Below are 24470 nucleotides of genomic sequence, written 5' to 3'. Positions count from 1 at the left end.
CAAGAATGGATTAAAGTTAATACTATATTTCTGAGCGACGAATATAGTACAAACTGTAAACAAGGCGGTTACCTGTTTTCCGATTAAGTCAGATATTACACAAGATAGAACAGTTTGTCTATCTGTCCGGTTAAAAAATACAAGTCTGGTTCATTCCAGAAGCCCGATCCATTCCTGATCTGTCAGTACAGGCATCGATTCGCTGTCGGTGATAAATGTCTCGGCAAGTTTACGTTTATCTTCTTGTAACCGGATGATTTTCTCTTCAATGCTGTCTTTGGTGATAAAACGGTAAGCAATGACCTGCTTATCTTGCCCGATTCTATGTGCGCGGGCAATGGCTTGTGCTTCGGCTGCGGGATTCCACCATGGATCAACGATAAATACATAGTCCGCTTGTGTAAGATTGAGTCCCACTCCTCCGGCTTTGAGAGAGATGAGAAAAGCACGTATCTCCTCTGTCTGAGAGAAGCGGGCTATTTCTTCCGGGCGATTGGTGGACGAACCGGTGAGGAGAGCGTATTGCCAGCCACGTTTGCGGAATTCTTCAGCGATCAGTTCCAGATGCTTTACGAAAGATGAAAATATCAACACTTTGTGCCCTTCACTGTAGAGAGTTTCATAGATGTCAATAATTTGTTCCAGTTTGCCCGATTCTGTGTTAGATTCGGGGAATATCATTCTGGGATGACATGACAATTGGCGTAGCCGGGAGATGCCATTGAGTACAGTGAACTGTTGGTGCTGTTTTTTATTAAGCTGCAACAGTGTATTGCGCAGGCTGTTTTTCTCCTGTTGGTAAACTTCGTTTTGCTTTTTGGCCATATCACAGTAGATGATTTCTTCCGTGAGTGGTGGTAACTCGGGAGCAACTTCCCTTTTACTTCTGCGCAGGATGAATGGGGTGATGAGTTGGCGCAGGCGCAATTCCATACGGCTGTCTCCTTGCTTGATCGGGTTGATGAATTGTTTGGTAAACGCACTCTCATTTCCCAAAAGTTCCGGCTGAAGGAAGTGAAACTGTGCCCATAAATCTTTTAGTGAGTTTTCGATAGGTGTACCGGTCAGTACCAGTCTACGATGGCTGCGTAGTTGGGTGGCACATCGGAAAGTGAGTGAGTCGCTGTTTTTTATATTCTGGCTTTCGTCCAGTACGATGTATTCAAAGTTGTACTGACGAAGAATATTTATTTTATTGCGCATGGTACCATATGATACGAATATCAGTTGAAAGCGGTCGAAAAACTGTTCCGGGTGCCCTGATTTAAAATAACTGTTACTGTTAAATTCTGCCATTGACAGATTGGTAAAACGGGTCGCCTCACGTTTCCAGTTGTGCAACAGAGAGGTAGGAACAACGATGAGTGTACTCGGTTTTCTGGTGATCTTACTACTACTTGCCGAAATTATACAGCCAGGAAGCGTATTTTCTGCTGTTAAATCATCGAAAAGACTAAATTGCCCCATTCCATCGGAAGTGTGTGACTCCTTTTTTAACATGAAATTACACTCCTGCTTTACTTTGATTACACTTTCTTGTAAAGGATTAACACTTTTATCACCTTCTGCCGGATAGCTCTTATTGCTGTCAGCGTTATAGATCTGTTGTAATAAGGTGAGTGTCTGGAGTGTTTTTCCCAGACCCATATCGTCTGCAAGGCAACCTCCGAATCCTTGCTCATAGAGGTGCATCATCCATGCATATCCTTTATATTGGTAAGGACGTAACCGGGCTTTCAATCCTTTAGGGATTGGATATTCCTGTTGAGGCTGAAGAGGAAGGGGGGCTTTATGGGTATTACTTTCCAGAATAGAACTAACGACTCCTATATAGGGGTGCTTGACATAAATTGTTTTTCCGCGTGTCATACCTAGTTCCATCAGATTGGCGTACTTAGTGAACCACTCTTCCGGAAGTAAAATGATACGTCCGTCGGGGAGTGTATATTCATGCCTGTCTTCAAGAATGTGCTTGCGAAAGCGGCTGAAAGGGATACGTAGCTCACCGATGACAGCTGTGATGTGGAGCTCAAACCAATCCGGACCGTCATCAAAACTTTGCTCAATCCGGATTTCATCCAGACTATACGGCCTGTCTTGAATACCGCTTGTCAGTACGAATGATTCCTGTAACATTGTACGGTGATGAGCGATCCATTCGTGGATACTTTTTTCCGGTATGTTTTCGGATAGTTTGAAGTGTGAATCGCTGATTGCTTCCAGTCCTGCATTCTGCAACAATTGTATTGCTTTCTTTTCAGTATCGGGAGTTCTCCTGAAATAACGTATGATACTTTTCCCTTCCAGTGTTTCCCGAAAAATGAATCTCCTTATTCCGTCAGCCGGTTGCGAACTGAATACTTGGTCTCCATAGCGGAAGTTTAATCGTAAGAGTGGCGTATTATAGATGGTATCTTCTATATATAGCAAGCATTCGCATATCCTCTTTTCTTTTTTGATTTCTAATCCTTGTACATCGATATTATGATAACGGGCTACAGGAATGAGGATGTTATCGATATACTTCTCCGTAAGCGAGGCATCTACACTGATGTGCGTTTTTCTGGTGAATGGCAAGAGGCGCGAACTCTCAATATGTTGAAATATATAGACTTCCATACCCAGTAATAATATAGCCGGATTAGAAGTTAGAGTAGTGACCGGTTTTAACTCAGTAAGAGGTATTGCTTTACCTTCATTATAACATTGCAACTGATAATTGAAAGACTGCTCGTTGACTTTAAATGAAAAGTGAACTTCTACATCCCTTTTGTTTATATGATATGCATGATGTGGATAGAGTAGTTTGCTGCGGCTTTGTTTTTGATATAAGGGTAAGTTATAGGTACGTATCAATTCCATCATCTCCTGTAACTTCTTCTCGATGAAAAGGCGGATATTTCTCAATTTTTCCGGTTCTTCGGTCAATCGGCGTAAGAATTTGGGAACGGTTTTATCCTTCGAGTAGACAGTCATCAGATATTTCTCTGTATAGTGTGAAGCTATTTCGATGGCCTTTTGTTCTGTTTTACTCATTTGTGCCATGGCCTTGGGAGACAGGTGGAAAGCTTGTTCTACTAAACAGAGTTCTTCTCTTTCAGAAGAACTTTCGGCAACGTATGGGAGGAGGAGCGTACCTAATGTCGGATGTTCTGAAAGGACAATGATGAATAGGTTATGTGATGATGATTCTCTCATTCTGTTTAGTTTGAAAGGGTAAAGATACGGGAATTTGTTTAATTTTGCGGCATGATGGATCAAAAGAAACGTGTGTTGTTGGGAATGAGCGGTGGAACCGATAGTTCGGTAGCAGCTATATTACTACAGGAAGCCGGCTATGAAGTGACTGGAGTGACTTTCCGCTTTTATGAACTGAATGACTCGGTTGAATATCTGGAAGATGCCCGTACGTTGGCAGGTCGTCTGGGCATTGAGCATATAACTTATGATGCCCGTGAAGTTTTCCGTGAACAGATCATAACTTATTTCATTGATGAGTATCTGTCAGGGCATACCCCGGTGCCTTGTACGCTTTGCAACAATTATTTAAAATGGCCTTTATTAGCGGAGTTAGCCGATGAAATGGGGATTTTTTATATTGCTACCGGGCATTATGTGCGAAAGATGTTCTTGGAAGAAAAATATTATATTATTCCGGCTATTGATTCCGATAAAGACCAGTCATTCTTCTTGTGGGGGTTGAAACAGGAAATATTGCAACGCATGTTACTTCCGATGGGAGAGATGACAAAGCCTGAAGCTCGTACCTTGGCTGCGGCACGGGGTTTTGAAAAGGCAGCGGTCAAGAAAGACAGTCTGGGAGTTTGTTTTTGTCCGATGGATTATCGAAGCTTTTTAAGACAATATCTGTGTCATACCTCTGCTACTACAAAGGTTCAAAAAGGGAAGTTCCTCGATGAAAAGGGCAATTTTATTGCCTGGCATGAGGGATATCCGTTTTATACCATCGGACAACGCCGTGGATTAGGTATCGATTTGAATCGTGCTGTGTTTGTAAAAGAGATACATCCGGTGAAGAATACAGTGGTACTATCTTCATTGCAGGCTCTTGCTAAAACAGAGATGTGGCTGAAAGATTGGAATATTGTGGATGAATCCCGCTTGATTGGCCCGGAAGACATTATTGTGAAGATTCGCTATCGGAAACAAGAGAATCATTGTAAGGTGCAGATCACAGAGAAAGGACTCTTATATGTACTTTTGTATGAACCTCTTACAGCCATTGCACCTGGTCAGGCTGCTGCTTTCTATAAAGATGGCTTATTGCTGGGTGGGGGAATTATAGTAGACTCCAAATAGATGAGGCAGTTACTTTTCTAAGGCTTTTGCAAGATAGGTATGTATTGAACTTATAGAATGTCGTAACCGGACGATGATCGAGATGTGCATGTCGTACTGTCTGACATGTACATCTCGTACAGTACGACATGTGCATCTTGTGCTGTACCACATGTACATCTCGAACATTGTTCTTTACCGGGAAAAGAATTGCTTGCCGTATACAAAAACTGCGTACATCCCGGATGCACGCAGCTCTATGTTGTTATGCTTTATTCAGTTCCAGCATTTCTTCTATATATTCCCTCGTATTGCTTAGCCGGGGGATCTTGTGCTGTCCACCTAATTTGCCTTTTTTAGCCAACCAATCATGGAATAACCCTTTGCGGGCTACGATAACCTCCAAGGGTTGCAAAGCGATATCCTTCCAGCGCTTTGCTTCATAATCAGAGTTTACTTCTTTGAGAGTAGTATCCAGTATAGCAGCAAAATTCTCGATGGAATCGGGCATTTTTGCAAATTCTATCAACCATTGGTGGCGGCACTTGGCGTGCTCGTCCATGAATACCGGTGCTGCGGAATAATCACTTACTTGCGCTCCTGTCATAGCACAGGCTTTGATCAATCCCTTTTCTGCATTGTCCACTATTAACTCTTCTCCAAAGGCATTGATGAAATGTTTGGTTCGTCCGGTAATGATGAACTTATAAGGATTCTTACTGGTGAATTTTACTGTGTCACCGATCATGTATCTCCATAATCCGCAGGAGGTGGAGATTATCATTGCATAATTTTTGTTCAGTTCTACTTCTTCCAGATAACAGGTACGCGGAAATTCTTTGCCAACCTCTTCGAGAGGCATAAATTCATAGAATATTCCATAATCAATCATTAGCAGCATAGCGGGATCGGAGAGGTCATTCTGTGTTCCGAAATATCCCTCTGAGGCGTTATAAGTTTCTACGTAATGCATCTTCGGAGATCGGATGACCTGCTTGTATTGCTCACGATAAGGGTTGAAAGCTACGCCGCCATGGAAGAATACTTCCAGATTGGGCCATACTTCTTCCAATGACTCTTTACCTGTCTTTTGAAGGATGTTTTTAATTAATACCAGCATCCACGACGGTACTCCGGAGAGGTTAGTCACATTGGCAGGAATCGTACTGTTGGCAATCGCTTCTATTTTGGTTTCCCATTCACTCATCAGAGCTATTTTCTTACTGGGAACACGTATCAGATTGATGAGAGGGCTTACATTTTGTATGAGGATGGCAGATAAATCGCCTACAAGACTGTGGTTGGAGTTTAGGTTAGGGCTATGGCTTCCGCCGAGAATTAATCCTTTTCCTGAAAAAAAACGGCTTTCCGGATTTATCCGGAAGTAGAGGGCAGCTGCATCTTTTCCTCCACGGTAGTGAATGTCTTGCAGGGCCTCTTTGCTTACGGGAAGGAATTTACTCTTATCGTTGGTGGTTCCCGAAGACTTGGCAAACCAACGAATTTCCGAAGGCCAGAGCAGATTCTGTTCTCCTGCACGAAGACGCTCTACGTAGGGCTTTATCTCTTCGTAGGTCTGTACAGGTATGCGATTTTTGAAGTCTTCGTAATTTCGGATAGATTTATAATCATACTTCTTTCCCCATTCTGTGTTAGCGGCCTGGGTGACGAGACGTGTCATAACACGGTGCTGTATCTCGCCAGCCTGACTGGCATAGAGGTCTATTTCTTTTAAACGGGAATTGAACGCCTGCTTTATAATCTTTGTGATATTCATTTCTCTTTTAAATGGGTAATGTTTAAGCCTACAAATGTAACCTTATTTATCTTTTTTTTCTATCTTTACGACGGAAATAATAGTTAAAAGTTAAAAGACGGGAGATTAGTTCCGAACTTTAGAACAAAAAACGGCGATGAGAATTGGTATTTTAACTTCGGGGGGCGATTGTCCCGGCATTAATGCTACGATTCGTGGCGTGTGTAAAACTGCCATAAACTACTATGGTATGGAAGTCGTCGGTATTCACAGTGGTTTTCAGGGCCTTCTGACTAAGGATGTGGAACTAATAACCGATAAATCCCTTTCAGGTTTGCTGAATATGGGTGGTACCATTTTGGGGACTTCCCGTGAGAAACCATTCAAAAAGGGAGGCGTAGTAGCCGAGAATGTTAATAAACCGGCTTTGATCGAGCAGAACATAAAAGAGATAGGGCTTGATTGTGTGGTTTGTATCGGAGGTAATGGTACACAAAAAACTGCTGCCAAATTTGCCGCTATGGGGTTGAATATCGTTTCTGTGCCCAAAACCATTGACAATGATATCTGGGGGACAGATATTTCCTTCGGCTTTGATTCTGCAGTAAGCATCGCTACGGATGCTATTGACCGTCTGCATTCTACAGCCAGCTCACACAAACGTGTGATGGTAATTGAGGTGATGGGACATAAAGCCGGCTGGATTGCCCTATACTCTGGGATGGCAGGTGGTGGTGATATTATTCTTTTACCCGAAATTCCTTATAATATAAAAAATATTGGTGAGGTGATCCTGAATCGTCTGAAGAAAGGGAAACCTTACTCTATTGTAGTGGTTGCAGAGGGCATCCAGACTGATGGACGCAAACGTGCTGCGGAGTATATTGCGCAGGAAATAGAATATGAAACAGGCATCGAAACGCGTGAAACTGTTTTAGGATATATCCAGCGTGGTGGTTCGCCTACTCCTTTCGACCGCAATCTATCAACACGTATGGGGGGACATGCAACAGAGTTGATAGCCAACGGACAGTTCGGACGTATGATATCCTTAAAAGGTGATGAAATTTCATCTGTTCCTTTGGAGGAGGTAGCCGGGAAATTAAAGCTGGTTACAGAAGATCATGATCTGGTGATTCAGGGACGGCATATGGGAATCTGTTTCGGATAATGAATAATAGTCAAAGATTAAATTGGAATCGGGGATTCTTATTGGAGTGAGTTAGCATTTAAATGCCTATGCTAAGGATTTTGTATAATTGTCTGTGAATGAGGATAAATAGCTATTAGTTTATTCACAAATTTAATGTACTTGTTTTCTCATAGAAAATTATGAGGTCCATATAAGGGCTTATCGATGTTGGAATTATATCTTTTATCATATTAAGAGTAAGATGTAATATTTTTGTATACCGTGATTTTACTGTTGTTTATCTATTTATATATTGGAAACATGATTCTTAATGTTATTGTGTGACTAATCTTCTTAAAGCACTTTGTTGATAATATTTTCTTTGTTTTGCGGTGAATTAGAAATAAAAGAGTATTTTTGTATTGTTTAACCTTTTAATAATATTTGCTTATGAAAAAGAAATTATGTGTTTTGTCTTTTATTACACTGTTGTTTTCTTGTTCTGACGAGATTGGACAATATGAGACTTTTGTGAATTCGAGGGTGAATGATAATGAGGAAGTTAAAACGAGATCGCTTGACACTGATGATCATGCTTTAGGTTTTAGCTATGATGTTACGGGTGATTATTTAGATAAATATTCAATTCGGAATTCAGTAATTGATATAGTAAAATTACGTGAATACGATAGAAACAGTGTAATAACCAGCAATGAAGTTAGTGGAAAAAATCAATATCATTATGGCTATTCGTCATCTGAATATATAAAAGAAGTTACCAAAAATTCAGGTGTGATTGCTTCTGTTAATTATGAGAATGCACCTGCTGAAGGTAGTTCGAGTATACCAACAAAGAAAGGTACTTTGAGTTTTACAGGTACTTTTTCTAAATCTAATTTTACGAGATATTTACTATCTACTAAATATTCGTTTGCGAGTGCTGATATATGTAAAGATGTGAGATGGCTTCATTTGGCTGAAGATGTTAAAGTTTTATCTAACTTTTTGACAGATAAATTTAAAAGAGATGTTGCTAATATGACGTCAGCCGATCAGTTTGTGAAAGATTATGGAACGCATGTGCTAACAGACATAACAATCGGTGGTGTTCTTCGTGTTATGTATAGTTCTAGTATTATAAAAGAAGATAATAAAGAGACTAAAACAAGAATTATAAAAGCTGGATTTAAAGGAACCTTAAATAAAATTGGATTGAATGCTGATGTAGACAACACTGTGACTGAAGATGTGTCTACTAGTGCGGAAAAGAGAGATCAAACTTTGTATCTGGAGTATAAAGGTGGCGAAGGTGTTGGTGGTACGTATAATTTAGAAACAGGTTATCCTACAATTGATAAATATTCTTGGGAGAAGTCTGTTACTGCTGCCAATGCCGGTCTGACAAAAATAAACTGGGAAAAGGCATATCCTATCTATGAATTTATCTCTGATCCTGTAAAACAACAACAAGTAAAAGAAGCTGTAGTAAGATATATTGAAAATAGTCAATTGGGAGAACCTTTACAATTAAAGCCTATTTATGAAATGCATGCTCCTCTATGGAAAGATCGTTTTTACGTTTTTTCGTGGGAGGAAGTTCAGAACCAGATAAATGTACATCATAATGAAAATTGGGGATTCAGAGGCTATATATTAGCAGAATCGGCTGCTAATACAAAACCTATTTACGAAATGCATGCTCCTTTATGGAAAGATCGTTTTTATGTCTTTTCGTGGGAGGAAGTTCAGAACCAGATAAATGTACATCATAATGAGAACTGGGGGCTTAAAGGCTATATATTAGCAGAGTCTACTGCTAATGCAAAACCCATTTATGAAATGTATGCTCCTCTGTGGGAAGATCGTTTCTATGTCTTTTCGTGGGAGGAGGTTGTAACACAAATGAGTTATAAGAATGAAAACTGGGGGCTTAAAGGGTATGTATATAATTAGAAATTAGAAAGTTTGAGAAGCTTTCGAAATTTTCTGATTTTGGGGATATTGGGATATTTCTTGAAATCAATATCTTAAGTTGTTTTTTACCTATTTGGGTGAATGAAAAATAAGTGTGAGTGGTGGATCTTTAGAAGGTTTTATGCTTTTTTTGTAAATATGAGATTTATTATAAAATGAAAGAGCAAAGGTGCTTGAAAGTATACTTTGCTCTTTATTTTATTTTTTTATTGAAAACCGCTGAGGATAGAATTGGAAAAGTAAAAGCAATAAGAAGAGGATTTTACTCTTTGTCCTATATAATTGGGGATATTCAGTAAATGCCTTATTTTTCTTACGTTTTAGTAGCAAAGAATATTTTATCATAGTCTTTGCTTTGCTCTTAATTTTTTTCATTCGCTCCTTTTTTCGGAATATCCCTAATTTGAAGATATTTGCTGAATATATTCTAGATAAGGGTACATAAGCTTAGAACATTCTCTCATTTAAACCTTTTTAAAGTGATCCGGTCGTGAAATAATTTATCCCTCACCATGCGGTGCAGTCTATAATGATAAGTTTGGATATACCCGTGAGTTGGAATATATCTGCTTTCGGATAGAGGTTTTTCGAAGATATTATCGAAGAAAGTTATCAGTTGTTCTTCCCAGTTTAGATAATTCTCCTTATTAAACCAGGGAGTAGATAATAGAGAAAGGTACTCATCATCATTCTGATCCAGTCGGACAATGTGCTCTACTGCTTCTTCCAAAGAAGAATAGCTGGAGACATTGATGAAAGAAGCCGGGTTGAAATCTCGGTCAATAAGTTTATTACCCCAGTAGATAGGTACGGAGTTAACAAGCATCGGCTCCATGATTTTTTCAGTGGTATAACCGTCACACATGCTATTTTCAAATGCAATATTGAATTTGTAGTCCTTGATAAAAGCAGTTTTATCGGGAACCGGACCTCCTACATTATTTTTATAGCGACCTCCCGAATCCACTTGTTTGTATTCTGACAATAGTTGGAAAAAACGTTCTCTTTCGGGAGCTCCTTTGGCATTAGAAACTACGAAACTACAGAATTTACGGTTAAGAACCACTTCGGGAACTATCACTTTGGGAGCTGCTAATTGCTGTACACCATATGCTGTGTAAAAAGGTATACGTATATATCTGTCACCGAATGATAGGAAGTTAAAGCCAATGGCATAGTCGCAGATATTGAAATCTGGCGTGATGTTTTCACCGGAGTAGAATATTTTAGTACAATTGTGATAATCTATATTTTCATATCCAAAGACTGAAAAGAACAGATAATCAGGAGTATCACTAAGCTCAATCCGATATTTCTTAGAAATTATATCTGCTATGAAGTTGTGTTGGGGATCAAAGTTTTCCCAGAAATCAACGAATTTTACTTTTATAGTTTTCATGTTGTTTCGGATAATTCATGCTCTTCGGTGAGCTCTTTCTGTGTGAGACTTTCTGTTACTGTAATTATTTCTGGTTCTTGTTCTGGTATTTCTGCTGTCGCCTCTTCTGTTTCTATTACTGCTGCTGTTGATTGTATTTTGGCTTCTTCTATACTTGCCATGAATTCAGGCGTCTTTATTTTTTTTAGCGCCATTTGTGCAGCATTTTGTTGGGACTCTTTTTTAGAATAGCCTGTTCCGGTTCCGGCAGGTATGCCCTCAATATGTACTTCTGTCTGGAACACAGGATTGCTTTCTTTGTCGAAGAATTGTTCTATAAGTTCAAAAGAGACTTCAACCTTGTTTTTCTGGCTCCATTCAATCAGTTTAGATTTGAAGTTTACTTCTTTGCGTGACAATTTATCCAGATCAATATACGGATGTATTATTTTCTCTTCAAGAAATAACTTACAACGTTCGTATCCCTGATCAAGATAGATGGCCCCGATAAAAGCTTCAAAGGCATTGCCGTACATATAACTGTTGTGAGATGAAGAGCGGGTGGAATATTTAATGAGTTTGTCAAGGCCGATTTGTACAGCCAGTTTGTTCAATGTTTCGCGTTGAACGATTTTTGAACGGGTATTGGTCAGGAAACCTTCCCTTTTTCCCTCGAAGTGTTTATATACGATATCTCCTACAATGGCGTCAAGAATAGCATCACCCAAAAATTCCAGGCGTTCATTATTTAAAGGGCGTCCTTTTTCAGAACGGAGAGAAGTAGATTTGTGTAGAAGAGCTTGCTCGTAGAGATGGATGTTACGAGGATAGAATCCAAGTATTCTATAAAAACAAAGATAAGACTCTCTGTCCTTACAGAACAGCAGTCTTATCTTGTCTATTTGATTTCGTAGCACGGCTTTACTCTGCGTATTTCTTGAAGATGACACAGGCGTTATGACCACCGAATCCAAATGTATTGGACAAGGCAACGTTAACTTCACGTTTCTGTGCTTTGTTGAAAGTGAAATTAAGGTTATAGTCTATGTTCTCGTCATTGTCACCTTCTTCATGGTTGATAGTCGGAGGAACAATACCATTTTTGATAGCAAGAATACTTGCAATAGATTCTACCGCACCGGCAGCACCTAATAAATGGCCTGTCATTGATTTGGTTGAACTGATATTCAACTCAAATGCATGGTCACCAAATACTTCTTTAATAGCTTTAGCTTCCGAGATATCACCTACAGGAGTAGATGTTCCGTGTACGTTGATGTAATCAACTTCTTTCGGATCCATTTCTGCATCTTCCAATGCGTTCAACATCACTAACTTAGCGCCTAATCCTTCCGGATGTGAGGCTGTGAGGTGATGAGCATCAGCTGACATACCTACACCGGCAACTTCTGCATAGATCTTCGCACCACGTGCTTTGGCGTGTTCCAATTCTTCAAGAATAAGACAACCACCACCTTCACCCATAACGAATCCGTCACGGCTTGCGCTGAACGGACGGGATGCACTTTCCGGGGAGTCATTACGGGTAGACAGTGCATGCATTGCATTGAAACCTCCTACACCGGCAGCAGCGATAGCAGCTTCCGAACCACCAGATACGATTACATTCGCTTTACCCAGACGGATAAGATTGAATGCATCGGCAATGGCATTAGTAGAAGTAGCACATGCAGAACATGTTGCATAGTTAGGACCGTGGAAACCATACATAATAGAAATCTGTCCGGCAGCAATATCCGAAATCATCTTAGGAATAAAGAACGGATTGAACTTTGGACCATTTTCCTGATGAAGAGCGTAGCTACTTACTTCTTCTTCAAATGTACGAATACCACCGATACCTGCACCGAAAATAACGCCGATTCTATTTAAATCTTCATTTTCGACATCAAGACCAGAGTCAGCAACTGCTTCTTTGGCTACTGCTACAGCATATTGTGTATACAGGTCCATTTTGCGTGCTTCTTTGCGGTCGATATATTTAGTTGCATCGAAGCCTTTTACTTCACATGCAAATTGGGTCTTGAATAGCGAAGCATCGAAATGAGTAATAGGCCCTGCTCCACTAACCCCGTTCACCAGGTTTTCCCAAAATTCGGGTACACTATTGCCAACGGGAGTAATGGCGCCGAGGCCTGTTACTACAACTCTTTTTAATTCCATATTGATGAAATCCGATTACTTAGCGTGTTCTTCGATATAAGATACAGCGTCACCTACAGTACCAATCTTTTCAGCTTGGTCATCTGGAATAGAGATACCGAATTCTTTTTCGAATTCCATGATAAGTTCTACAGTGTCAAGAGAATCAGCTCCCAGGTCATTAGTGAAGCTTGCTTCAGTTGTAACTTCTGATTCTTCAACGCCTAATTTATCAACGATAATCGCTTTCACTCTTGATGCAATTTCAGACATAACTTTAAGTTTTTAATTAATAATTAGTTTTATTTCTTTAATTTTGCGGTGCAAAGGAATAAATATTTATCGTTCTGCGCAAATATTTGATTAAATAAATGCATTCTTTTGCACATTTTTCACTGTTTTGTGCAGAGAATAGGTTGGTTATGAAGAAAAACATCGCAATTTTTGCTTCCGGTTCCGGCACAAATGCCGAAAACATCATCCGGTATTTCCAGGAGAATGATTTAATTAGAGTGGCATTGGTACTTTCTAACAGGAGTGATGCGTATGTTTTGGAACGTGCAAACCGTCTGAAAGTGCCCTCCAGGGTGTTTTTAAAAGATGATTGGAGTTCCGGTGAGCAAATTTTGCTTTCATTGCGTGAATATAATATTGATTTTATTGTTCTGGCCGGATTTCTGGTGCGTGTACCTGAAATACTTTTGCATGCTTATCCTGATAAAATCATAAATATACATCCTGCTTTGCTTCCGAAGTTCGGAGGGAAGGGGATGTATGGCGACCGTGTACATGAAGCAGTAGTGGCTGCCGGAGAAAAAGAAAGTGGTATTACTATACATTATATAAATGAACGCTATGATGAAGGCAATACTATTTTTCAGGCAAAATGCCCGGTATTGCCCGAAGACTCATCTGCTGATGTAGCAAAGAAAGTGCATTCTTTGGAATATGAATGTTATCCGCTGGTAATAGAAAAACTCTTGAGATAAGGGCTGGTATTGGTGGTAGTCCCTTTTATACATTATTATATGTATTATCAGATGATACTTCTGTTTCCAATGATATTTCACTCATTTTTTGTTCTCTATAGGCTTTGGGTGTATATCCATACTTAGATGAGAATAACTTAAAGAAGGTTCCGCGATTGGTAAATCCCGACTTATAAATGATCTCATCAATGGATAGTTTGGTCTTTACTAATAACTTCTGTGCCATGCTTAGTCTGTACTCCTTTATTATATTAGTGGGAGTCATTTCCGTGATTCCTTCCAATTTTCTATATAAATTTCTGATACTTAATCCCATGGCATCGGCAACAAACTGTGTAGATATTTCCGGATTCATGATGTTCTCATCTATAATCTGAAGCATTTTATTCAGAAATTCCTGATCGCTACTATGAAGTAGTTTCCCGTTAGTAAGATTAAATGTACTTAATGTTGATTCATAGTAATCTTTTAAAGAATGATTTCTTTTGATGAGATTGTCAACAACCGTCTTTAAATATTCTACGTTAAATGGTTTACTCAGATAGATATCTGCTCCGGATTCCATTCCTTTAATCTGTTCTTTTATATCTTGTGATGCTGATAGTAAGATTATCGGAATATGAGATGTTTGCTTGTTTTCTTTAAGTTTCTTAGTAAGGGAAATACCGTCTATGGGAGTCATGTATATATCGGATATGACGATGTCCGGATGTATTGTTTCCAATTTTCTTAATGCCAGAGAAGCATTAGAAAGAGGTATTACATTGTATCTGTCTGTGAATAGTTCTGATATGAACCATAGCATTTCTGCATCGTCATCAATTATGAAAATAGTAAGTCTTGATTCCTGATACTCATACTCTTTAGGAGATAGAACGAAGTCTACTTTTTGGGATCTGATTTCTACCTCTCTGTTTATGTTAGTAGTGTTACTTTGTGGTGTTATAGCCATTTGTGGAAGTTCTACCAGGAAAGTAGTCAGAACATTTGGGGTACTTTCTACATGAATATTTCCGTTCAGAAGTTCGACCAATGATTTACAAATGGCCAAACCTAAGCCGTTGCGTGTAGCTCCACCTTGTAAGCTCTGTTTCTCAAAATGATCGAGAATACGATAGCGATCGAATATTCGTTGGATGTTTTCAGGTTGAATTCCCAAACCACTGTTATTGACTTTGAATTGTAGAGAATTGTTGTTTGTACTAATATCTATGGATATATCTCCTTCGTTAGGTGTATATTTGAAGGCATTTGATATTAAGTTTGTGACGATTGTGATGATAGCGTTCCGATCAGTGGGCCACATTATATTATCCGTAATAGATATCTGATAATGAATAGCTCTTGAGTCAGCCAGTTCAGCAAAAGAATTGAATATTTCTTTTACAAGTCCTGAGATGTCTATGTTCTCAATAGTGCATTGCCGATGTTGGGTATCGATTCTTCTGAATTCAATTAATTCTTGTAGCAGCTCATTCAAGCGTTGAGCATTACGTTGGATCAGTTCTGTATATTTCAGAATGAAGCTATCCGACTTTGGATATGTCAGTACACGTTGGCAAGGCCCTGCAATCAGTGTTAATGGTGTACACAGCTCGTGTGTAATGTTAGTGAAGAACCGGAGTTTAGATTCATAGATTTCTTCTTTTTGTTTTTGATGTAGCTTTGTTAATTGGTATTTTCGTTTTTTCTGATGTCTTTTGACAGAGGTATATATGATATAACTCAAAGTGAGGGTGACTATGAGGAAATAGCAGATATATGCCCAGGTAGTTGCATACCATGGTGCTAGTATCTTTATTTTTAATGAGTAGATGTCACTTTGCGTAAGTCCGCACTGATATCTGGTTAATAAGGTATATTCTCCCGGAGGGAGGTTTGTGATTACTATCTTATTAGAATTATAGTTGTTGAACCAATGTTCGTTGAAGCCTTTTAGCTGATAGAAATAAGTATGGTTATTCCTGTTGATATAATCGGATACACTAAATGAAAGAGTGAAAAAATTCTGTTGGGATGTCAGAGTTAATACTCCGTCCTTCATTAAATTCCGGATATTGATATTTTGTTCATTGATACGTATATTTTTGAAAAGGACAGGTGGTGTATAAATTTGATTTTCTATATCTTCTGTATGAACTACAACAAACCCGTTGATTCCTCCGAAGTAAAGATCGTTTTTCTCTTTGTCTTTGAAATAAGCGCCATCACTGAATTCTATAACATTTAGACCGTTTCGCTGGTCGTACACTTCTGCGTTTTGATTGTTATAATCATATTTTATAAGTCCTCCGTTTGTACTGAGCCAGAGAGGTTCATTGGAAGAGGTTGATAATATCCCGTGTATCGTATTGTTGGGGAAGTGAAATTCACGAGTGGCATTCCGGGTCTGTAATTTCCTGTTTATGAGTTGTACCTCTATCAGTCCGGAACTTGTTCCTAAATAAATTAGCTGACTGTCACGATGCATACAGAATATATCATTGACCGGCGATGTCTTTTTCTTATGTAATAGGTAATTATTATATTTGAGAGTCTTTAGATTTAATCTGACTACCCCATTACCACGGCTTCCAAGCCAGAGAATGCTGTCGTTTTCCTGATACATAGAGAAGAAATGGGCATGAGTGAGCTCTTTTCCTAACTGTATCGGCTTTATTGCAAGGATTTGTGGTTGATTGGGGTGATTGGGGTTATTGCTTAATGTGGCTTTTAGGATACCTTGTCCCACGGTTGCTATCCATAGTGTAGTGTCATTGGCTTCATACAAAACATGTACATTTTTTATAGAAATATTATCAGGCATAGCTACTTCGTGAATTTTGTTGTCGGTATACGAATAGTAGTTCAGTTTATCCCCGTCACTCCCCATCCATAGTATATCCTTTTTGCCGGGGCAGAAAGTATAGATTGAATTATTTGCCAATGAACTGTTATGAATAGTATATTGGGATATTTTTTTAGTACGGTTATCTTGTTCCGGATGGAAATTTTCTATTCGTATTACTCCATCCCCTTTTGTTCCTATCCATAAATTTTGTTTTGAATCTAGATACAGACTACGGATTGGTTTGGATATTTGTATTGGAAATTGGTCATAAGTAATCGAATGAAAAGTGTAACTATCGTTTGAATACCTGTAAATACCTTGTCCATCAGTTCCTATCCATATGATATTTTGATAAAGATCTTTCAATAAAGAAAAGACCCCGCAATGAATAGTAGTTTCCTCAATAACATATTTGGATGCATTCTGTGGAGTATATTTGATACGGATAAGACCACTTGTCAGGAAACCTACCAAATAATCATCTTTATCTTTTATAATAGTCGATATGTTTCCGTATTCCTGAATTAACTCTTTGAGATTGATAATATGCTTTTTTACATTGTTTTCTATATCGAACTCATACAATATGTATGATCCATCGACAAAATACAATTTATTCTGTTCGTGGAATAAGTACCAAAAGTGAGTATCATAGAACAACGAATTTTTTTCTACATTTATTATTCTACCGTTTTTTAAGGTTGCATTTATAACTTTGTCCGGCGTACATATCCATACTCTGTTCGTATCATCAATGAAGAAATCAATAACCTCTTTGTAGTTTACCGGTAGAGGTCCTGCAAGAGAGAATATTTGTTCCTTCTTATTATAGAAATAAAGGTTGTTATCATTGTAAAGTACAAGCGTCTCCTGAAGTTTGTTATGAGAGTATTTGTAATATCCTTCAAATTGTGTGTAGCATTTGATACTTTTTTGATATTTATCAAACAGATCAAGTCCATAATTGGTGCGTACCCAAAATTTACCATCTGAAAGTTCGGATACAGCTTCTATTAAATTTCCTGAGATACTGTTGGATAGTTCTTCATTCGGATAATAAATCTCAATGTCATTTCCATCCAGTATGTTTAAACCATCACAGGTTCCTGCCCATAAGTAACCATCTTTATCCTGATACAATGATAAAACAGAGCTGTTGGATAACCCCTCTTTACTTGATATTCTATAAGTATTGTATGCCTGTGTTTTATGAGTAGAGATACTTGAAAATAATACGGATACTAATAGAAGTAAAATATGCCTTTTCATGATATTGTGATTTTGGTTAGGCAAAAGAAGATATTATAAAAATAATACGCAATAATGCTGTCTTCTTTTTTATCTGTTTTTGTGACTTATCAGTCTGTTTTTGTGAAAAAGATCTTTCTGTGAGTCTTTGTAATGTTTTTGGTGGGGTATAAGGCTCTATATATTAGGTATATATGCGATTTGCTTAAAAACGTTCTTTTGAAAAATTATTTTAAAGATATCTTTTTAGTTATACTAATATGTCATGTTTTGGAACTAATGAAAATAAGGAATAGTCTATTTTTGTACTCAGAAAAATTTATTAATAACTTTAAATGTATAACTATGGCATGCAAAAAAAACAAAAGGTTGATTCCTACATTACTTATATGTGTGGGAATGATGCTATCTGTTTGTGCTGAAGCAGAAACTTCCGGTACTACGGTCGTTGCAGAACAACAGCAATCAAAACAGATTCGTATTGTTGGTATTGTGAAAGATGAAAAAGGAGAACCTGCTATCGGAGTTTCTGTATTAGTGAAAGGTACGACTTCCGGAACAATAACAGATATGGATGGAAACTTTGTATTGAATGCTCCTGGAAATGCTACATTGGTATTTAGCTTTGTAGGATATAAACCTCAGGAGGTAAAAATCAATAATCGTGCAAGTATAGATGTCACATTGGTTGAAGATGCTATGATGTTGGATGAGGTTGTGGCTGTTGGCTATGGCTCGCAACGTAAAATCTCGACAATTGGTGCACAGTCCGGTGTGAAATTTGTAGAAGATTTGAAACAACCGGTAGCTACTCTTAATTCTGTGTTAGCAGGTCGTGTTGCGGGTGTAATTGGGATGCAGCGGAGTGGTGAAGCCGGAAATGATGATAATACACAAATTTGGATTCGGGGTGTTTCTACTACTACAAATACTACTCCGCTTGTTCTGGTAGATGGTGTAGAGCGCTCTTATTCTAATATTGATCCGGAAGATATTGAATCATTTCAGGTATTGAAAGACGCATCGGCAACTGCTGTTTATGGTGTGAAAGGTGCTAATGGCGTTATTTTGATAGAGACCAAAAAAGGCGTTAAGGGAAAGCCGAAGATAAAAGTAGAATATAATGCCGGTGTGACCAGTTTCACAAAGATCCCTGATCTGGCAGATGGTATTACTTATATGCAGATGGCCAATGAAGCATCGGTGAATAAAGGTGGAACGCCTGTTTATTCGCAAGATGTCATTAATAAAACCTATAATCAGGAGGATCCGCTACTTTATCCGAATGTAAACTGGATGAAAGAGATTTTCAAAGATCATGGTTATAATCAACGTGCTAACATCAGTGCTAACGGTGGTTCGGAATTTGCTCAGTACTATGTTAGTTTGGGCTATTATAATGAGGGCGGACTGTATGAAGAGAGAAAAGACGAAAAGTATGACGGAAGTATGAATTTTAACCGTATAAATTTCGTTTCTAATTTAACCATGCAGGTGACTAAGTCTACAGAGGTGGACTTGGGTATAAAAGGAGAGATTTCTGATTACAACACTCCTTATTATAAGGCAGAAGATGTGTTCAAAATGATAATGCGGGCTTATCCGGTGATGTTTCCGGTAAGTTATGATAACTATGCCATTCCTTATATTGATAATGGAGGAGAGGTTACGAATCCTTATGCTATGGTTTACCGTATGGGTAGTAATAAACGGAACACAAGTGAAACCCGGGCAGATTTGCGTGTGAAACAAAACCTGGACTTCTTCTTGCCAGGTTTAAGTGCGCGTGCCTTGGTTGCTTATGACTTTTATATGAGAAATGATATTCAGCGTACAGGTACCAACCCTATAACTTATAAAGCTACCGGACGCGATGATAACGGACAATTGATTCTGGAACGTACAGATAAGATGAAAGGTACTGATAGCTGGGGGTTTAACAAGCAACAATGGGGACATCGTCAATACTATCTTGAAGCAGCTTTGAATTATGATCAGACATTTGCTCAAAAACATCGGGTGAGTGGTTTGTTTTTGTATAATATGACGGACTACTCTAACGTTACTGCTGGTACATTGATGCATTCAATGCCGTTCCGGAATTTAGGTATTGCAGGCCGTGCTACTTATTCTTATGATGACCGCTATTTCTTTGAAGGTAATTTCGGATACAACGGTGCAGAGAATTTCACACCTAAAAAGCGTTTCGGATTCTTCCCTTCTTTCGGACTGGCATGGGTACCTTCCAATGAGAAATTCTTTCAGCCGGTATCAGACTATATCAATTTCCTGAAACTCCGTTTTTCATGGGGACAAGCCGGTAACAGCCAACTTGATACAAAGGGCAGAGGAGAAAGCGATGAACGTTTTGTTTACCTGTCTACGGTAGGCAATGGAAGTGGATACACTTTTGGTGATCAGCGGCAGAATGGTTATAGTGGCGTTACCGTGGGGCGTATGGGCGTAGATGTATCCTGGGAAACTTCTACCAAAATGAATCTTGGTGTTGATTTCAATTTGTGGAATAATGATTTGACTTTTGCGGTTGATTTCTTTAAAGAACGCCGTGAGAATATATTCCTGAGACGTCAGGGTATCCCGAATTATATTGGTATTACTACACTTCCTTTTGGAAACTTAGGAACGGTAGAGAATAAGGGGTTTGAAGTAACAACTGATTTATCAAAACAGATTGGGAAAGTCGGTCTTATGTTCAGAGGAACCTTCTCTTACAATCAGAATGAGATTATTGAAGACGATACCCCGATAAAACCATATTCGTGGTTAAATTCCCGTGGATCTTCCCTGAATACTAAATTCGGATATGTTTGTGATGGCTTCTATACTTCCGAAGACATTACTGATCCTAAAGTACCTAAGCTCAGAGGAGTTAATGTACAGGCGGGTGACTTGAAGTATCGTGATTTGAACGATGATGGAGTGATTGATGCCTACGATAAGAAATACATTGGTAATCCGGAGGTGCCACAGATCGTTTACGGGTTGGGTGCAACGGTTACTTATAAAAACTTTACGTTAGGAGCCTTCTTCCAGGGAGTAGCCAAATGCGATCTTTCTTTGAGTGCTTCTGCTCTAAAACCCTTCTCGGATGCTGCGGCAAGAGGAAACTTATATGCTAATATAGTAGATCGCTGGACTCCGGAGAACCCAAGCCAGAATGCAAAGTGGCCGAGACTGGATTATGGTATGTCTGCTAATGCCGAGAATTATTCGGAAAGTACATTCTGGTTACATGATGGCTCTTATCTGCGTTTGAAGACGTTGGATTTTAGTTATACTATTCCATCAGAGATTACAAAGAAGTGGGGACTTTATAATTTGAGACTTTATATACAAGGATATAATTTGCTCACTTTTACAAAGTTTGATATGTGGGATGTAGAATTAGGTGCATGTGACGGAACTAAATACCCGAATACGAAGTCGTGCAATATAGGATTAAACTTCTCATTCTAAAACAAGAAAAGCATTATGAAAAAATATATTAATAGAATTATAGTTTGCCTTTTGATGGCTATTCCGTGTTCATCTTGCAGTGATTTTTTTGACAACGAACCGGATAATCTTGACACGATGGAGAAAGTGTTTCAACGCAGACAAAGTACGTTGGAGTTTCTTGCTAATGTTTACTCTTATATCCGGCCTCCTTATAACTGGAGTAATGAAACGATCTGGGCTGGTGTATCAGATGAAATAGATGTGACTTACACAGATTATGAAATTTCTAAAATAAATCTTGGGTTACTGGCTCCCGATAAGGAAAGCTTGTTTTATGGCAACCTATGGTCACATTATTATGCCGGTATCCGTGCCGCTACTTATTTTATGAATCATGTGGACCAGAACATTGAGTTGAAACCAACAGAAATTGCACAATATAAGGCAGAAGCCCGTGGATTGAGAGCCTGGTTTTATTTCTGTCTGATCCGGCAGTATGGTCCGGTGGTTATTCTGTCAGATGATTTGGTAGAAGGAGATGCGTCAGTTGAAGAAATGAACATCGCTCGTAGCAGTATCAGCCAGTGTTTCAATTATGTAACATCAGAGTTGGATGGTGTGATTGATGGTCACTGCCTGCTCGATGTGAACATCACAGATAGCAGAGATCCCAGGTATTTGAACAAAAATGATTACGGACGAATTACAGAAGTGGCTTGTAAGGCTATTAAAGCAAGAGTCTTATTGTATGCCGCCAGTGATCTTTACAATCGTGACAAAACAACTCCATTGTTCAAGAGCTTTAAGAATATAGATGGCTCTTACATGATGGACTACACCAATGAAGGTGCTACAGAACGTTGGGAAGCGGCAGTTCAGGCAACGGAAGAAGTGTTTAAGTATACAGATTTTGCTTTGTATAAAGCTCCTTCTGCCGATCCTTATGAATCTTATCAGAATATTTTCATTGTAGATTGGAATTCAGAAATTATCTGGGCTAAACCTGCCGGAGGCTTTTGGGAAATGGATCTGGCTTGCTCGCCTCGTTTTGTAAAAGGATGGTCCGGATGGGGTGTTACACAGGAAATGGTAGATGCTTATTTTATGAAGAATGGTGAGTCTCCGATTCTGGGTTATAATGCCGATGGAAGTCCTGTTATTAATCAGAAGTCCGGCTATGTGGAAGAGGGCTTTACCACCTCTACCGGTGATGATGGATACACAATGCCGGGTACTTATAAAATGTATGCAGGCAGAGAACCGCGTTTTTATGTGTCAGTTTGCTTTGATAACTCTAAATGGATGTCTAAATTCAATCAAACCCAGGTTCAGTTCTGGTATGGTGGAAATACCGGGCGTACAGATAAAGAAACCCGAAATTATTCACAGACAGGTTATCTGTGTCGTAAACTTGTGAATCCCAATAGTAATATTGAAACCGACCAGAAGATTGAGCATGCAGCTATCCTGTTCCGTTTAGGAGAATTTTATCTGAATTATGCTGAAGCATTGAATGAAGCTAATTTTGATAAAAATAAAAGTACTGTTTTGAAATACTTGAATGATATTCGAAAACGTGCCGGTATTCCGGGATATGGTGAGCAAGGGCTTGCTGTTCCGTCTACTCAGGAAGAGATGCGTGAAGTTATTCGTCGTGAAAGAAGAGTGGAATTAGGTTTTGAGGAAGCGCGTTACTTTGACTGTATACGTTGGGGCGTTGCTCATCAATATTTTAATGGTCCGAAGTATGGTATGAATGTGAATGATCCTGCTGGGAAATCAGCATTCTATAAACGTACCCTGTTTGAAACAAGAACATTCCCGGAGCATAATCTCTTATGGCCTGTTCCGCTAAGTGATATTTATAAAGCAAACAAATTGGTGCAAAATCCGGAATGGAGCAGTATAAGCTCGTCGGATATGGAAGAATAATTTAAATTTTAATAGTGAAAGATATGAAGACTATGAAATATATTCAATATGTGCTGGGACTGATTCTGACTCTGAGTTCTTGTTCAAACTTTGATTGGGATGATAATTCGGAAACAACCTTATCAGCATTTTCAGTTGAAGGAGTTCCTATGAACGTTACGGTGACTTCTGAAAATAAAGAAGAGTTGCAGAAACTGAAATGGGAAAAATCTCATGCAGGCAATTATTCGATGGTTTTTTATAAAATTCAGTTCTCCAGTGCAGAAGACTTTTCACAGGTATTCTATACTGTAGAAACTAAAAGCATCGGATCTGAGAATTTTATGGAATTGACCAATGATGAATTAAATCAGATTGCAGAAAAAGCAGGTATCGGGCAATCTACTACGGGGACTATTTACTGGAAAGTAAGGGCTTCCAATGGTATTAATGCAATTGAAAGTAGCAATAGCGGGAAGATTGTGATTACTCGTCCTTTGGGATATGCGTATAATCCGTCCGAACTATATCTGATGGGAACAGCAACTGCTGCCGGCGATGATTATACAAAAGTGATTCCTATGAAGATGGTGGCAACAGGAAATGGAAGTGGAATTTTTGAGATATTCACTTCGTTAAAAGAAGGTAGCTTGTATTTTGTGGAAAAACTTGCCGATAAAACGTATCGTCGCTTCGCGATTAATGCTTCCAGCCTGGTTGAAGGGACAGAGGTTTCTACCCAGCCCTTGGAGAAGGATTGCATACATCGTATCCGGGTTGATTTTAATCAGGCAAGTGCTTCTATGACAAAGATCTCAAAAGTAGAAGTGTGGTATGATGGTACCAAAGAAGTATTGGGTACAATGCAACTGAAAAGTGCGGCTCAGCCGATATGGACAGTAACTGCTGCCTTCGCTGCTGTAAGTAATAACTATAAGTATAAATTCCGGATACAGGAAACAGACGCAGAAGGTGTTTCCACCTATGTCTATTGGGGATATTCAAAAGAGACCTCACTTGAACAAAGTGCCAGTTCGGCTGTAGATTATTTTTATGCTTATGAAGTGGATGATTCATCCAATTATTGCTATCGTTTTAATAAAAAGTCTCATAATAATCAGAATTTGACTATTGAATTGAATATGCAACCGTCTATCAAGCAATATACGCATAGTGTAACGGTAAACGAATAGCTTCGTGTATGTCCGGTTTATTTTTATCTCCCTCATCTTCTTGTTACAATTATTCTGTATTCGAATGTTTAAGAAGATAAGGGAGAATAGAATATATCAGTCGAGTAGACTTTGTGTCCGTTTCTATGTCGTGGGAGA

Annotated in this window: 14 protein-coding genes; 7 read left to right on the top strand and 7 right to left on the bottom strand. The window is 38.8% G+C overall.

The features are described from left to right. Positions 1 to 150: 150 nt before the first annotated feature. A complete protein-coding gene (locus tag VCM39_RS21220) occupies positions 151 to 3198 on the bottom strand; it encodes a DEAD/DEAH box helicase (RefSeq protein WP_322933371.1) in 3048 nt (1015 codons plus the stop codon). Positions 3199 to 3252: 54 nt separating this feature from the next. On the opposite strand from VCM39_RS21220, the gene mnmA reads away from it, so the two are divergent. Continuing rightward, entirely contained in the window at positions 3253 to 4320 is a 1068-nt protein-coding gene (gene mnmA / locus VCM39_RS21215; protein ID WP_323674009.1) for a tRNA 2-thiouridine(34) synthase MnmA, read from the top strand. A gap of 244 nt (positions 4321 to 4564) precedes the next feature. Here mnmA and VCM39_RS21210 read toward each other — a convergent pair whose 3' ends face one another. After that, the gene (locus VCM39_RS21210) at positions 4565 to 6076 is read right to left on the bottom strand and encodes a GH3 auxin-responsive promoter family protein (RefSeq protein ID WP_322933369.1); all 1512 of its coding nucleotides are present in this window, start codon (positions 6074 to 6076) and stop codon (positions 4565 to 4567) included. Positions 6077 to 6212: 136 nt separating this feature from the next. Here VCM39_RS21210 and VCM39_RS21205 point away from each other — a divergent pair, with 136 nt between their 5' ends. Continuing rightward, a complete protein-coding gene (locus VCM39_RS21205) occupies positions 6213 to 7226 on the top strand; it encodes an ATP-dependent 6-phosphofructokinase (protein WP_322933368.1) in 1014 nt (337 codons plus the stop codon). A 411-nt stretch (positions 7227 to 7637) separates the two neighbouring features. Beyond that, positions 7638 to 9140, top strand: a complete 1503-nt coding sequence (locus VCM39_RS21200) for an MAC/perforin domain-containing protein (protein WP_322933367.1) — start codon at positions 7638 to 7640, stop codon at positions 9138 to 9140. Positions 9141 to 9621: 481 nt separating this feature from the next. On the opposite strand, the gene VCM39_RS21195 is transcribed toward VCM39_RS21200, so the two are convergent. Genes VCM39_RS21195 through VCM39_RS21180 form a run of 4 tightly spaced genes read right to left on the bottom strand, consistent with a single transcriptional unit; the run spans position 9622 to position 12975 of the window. Further along, entirely contained in the window at positions 9622 to 10560 is a 939-nt protein-coding gene (locus tag VCM39_RS21195; RefSeq protein WP_322933366.1) for a glycosyltransferase family 10 domain-containing protein, read from the bottom strand. Then, positions 10557 to 11456 (bottom strand): ribonuclease III, encoded by a 900-nt coding sequence (rnc, locus tag VCM39_RS21190; protein WP_221650643.1) that lies wholly within the window; start codon positions 11454 to 11456, stop codon positions 10557 to 10559. Before rnc ends, VCM39_RS21195 begins: the two co-directional genes overlap by 4 nt. Positions 11457 to 11460: 4 nt before the next feature. Beyond that, positions 11461 to 12723 (bottom strand): beta-ketoacyl-ACP synthase II, encoded by a 1263-nt coding sequence (fabF, locus tag VCM39_RS21185; protein WP_221650644.1) that lies wholly within the window; start codon positions 12721 to 12723, stop codon positions 11461 to 11463. A gap of 15 nt (positions 12724 to 12738) precedes the next feature. After that, positions 12739 to 12975: an acyl carrier protein gene (locus tag VCM39_RS21180; protein ID WP_002558672.1), complete on the bottom strand. Its 237-nt coding sequence runs from the start codon at positions 12973 to 12975 to the stop codon at positions 12739 to 12741. A 98-nt stretch (positions 12976 to 13073) separates the two neighbouring features. On the opposite strand from VCM39_RS21180, the gene purN reads away from it, so the two are divergent. Continuing rightward, positions 13074 to 13691: a phosphoribosylglycinamide formyltransferase gene (gene purN, locus VCM39_RS21175; protein ID WP_323674007.1), complete on the top strand. Its 618-nt coding sequence runs from the start codon at positions 13074 to 13076 to the stop codon at positions 13689 to 13691. Between the two features lie 25 nt (positions 13692 to 13716). Here purN and VCM39_RS21170 read toward each other — a convergent pair whose 3' ends face one another. After that, positions 13717 to 17790, bottom strand: coding sequence for a two-component regulator propeller domain-containing protein (locus VCM39_RS21170; RefSeq protein ID WP_322933364.1), 4074 nt, complete (start codon positions 17788 to 17790; stop codon positions 13717 to 13719). Positions 17791 to 18114: 324 nt separating this feature from the next. Here VCM39_RS21170 and VCM39_RS21165 point away from each other — a divergent pair, with 324 nt between their 5' ends. The 3 genes from VCM39_RS21165 to VCM39_RS21155 are packed head-to-tail and all read left to right on the top strand — an operon-like array spanning position 18115 to position 24332. After that, a complete protein-coding gene (locus VCM39_RS21165) occupies positions 18115 to 21246 on the top strand; it encodes a TonB-dependent receptor (protein ID WP_322933363.1) in 3132 nt (1043 codons plus the stop codon). A 15-nt stretch (positions 21247 to 21261) separates the two neighbouring features. After that, a complete protein-coding gene (locus tag VCM39_RS21160; protein ID WP_221650648.1) occupies positions 21262 to 23160 on the top strand; it encodes a RagB/SusD family nutrient uptake outer membrane protein in 1899 nt (632 codons plus the stop codon). Between the two features lie 23 nt (positions 23161 to 23183). Continuing rightward, the gene (locus tag VCM39_RS21155) at positions 23184 to 24332 is read left to right on the top strand and encodes a SusE domain-containing protein (RefSeq protein WP_221650649.1); all 1149 of its coding nucleotides are present in this window, start codon (positions 23184 to 23186) and stop codon (positions 24330 to 24332) included. Positions 24333 to 24470 lie beyond the last annotated feature (138 nt).

Origin of the sequence: Bacteroides mucinivorans (assembly GCF_034654355.2) — a bacterium.
GTDB classification, from domain to species: domain Bacteria; phylum Bacteroidota; class Bacteroidia; order Bacteroidales; family Bacteroidaceae; genus Bacteroides; species Bacteroides nordii.
This window is presented reverse-complemented; position numbering and strand designations above follow the sequence as displayed.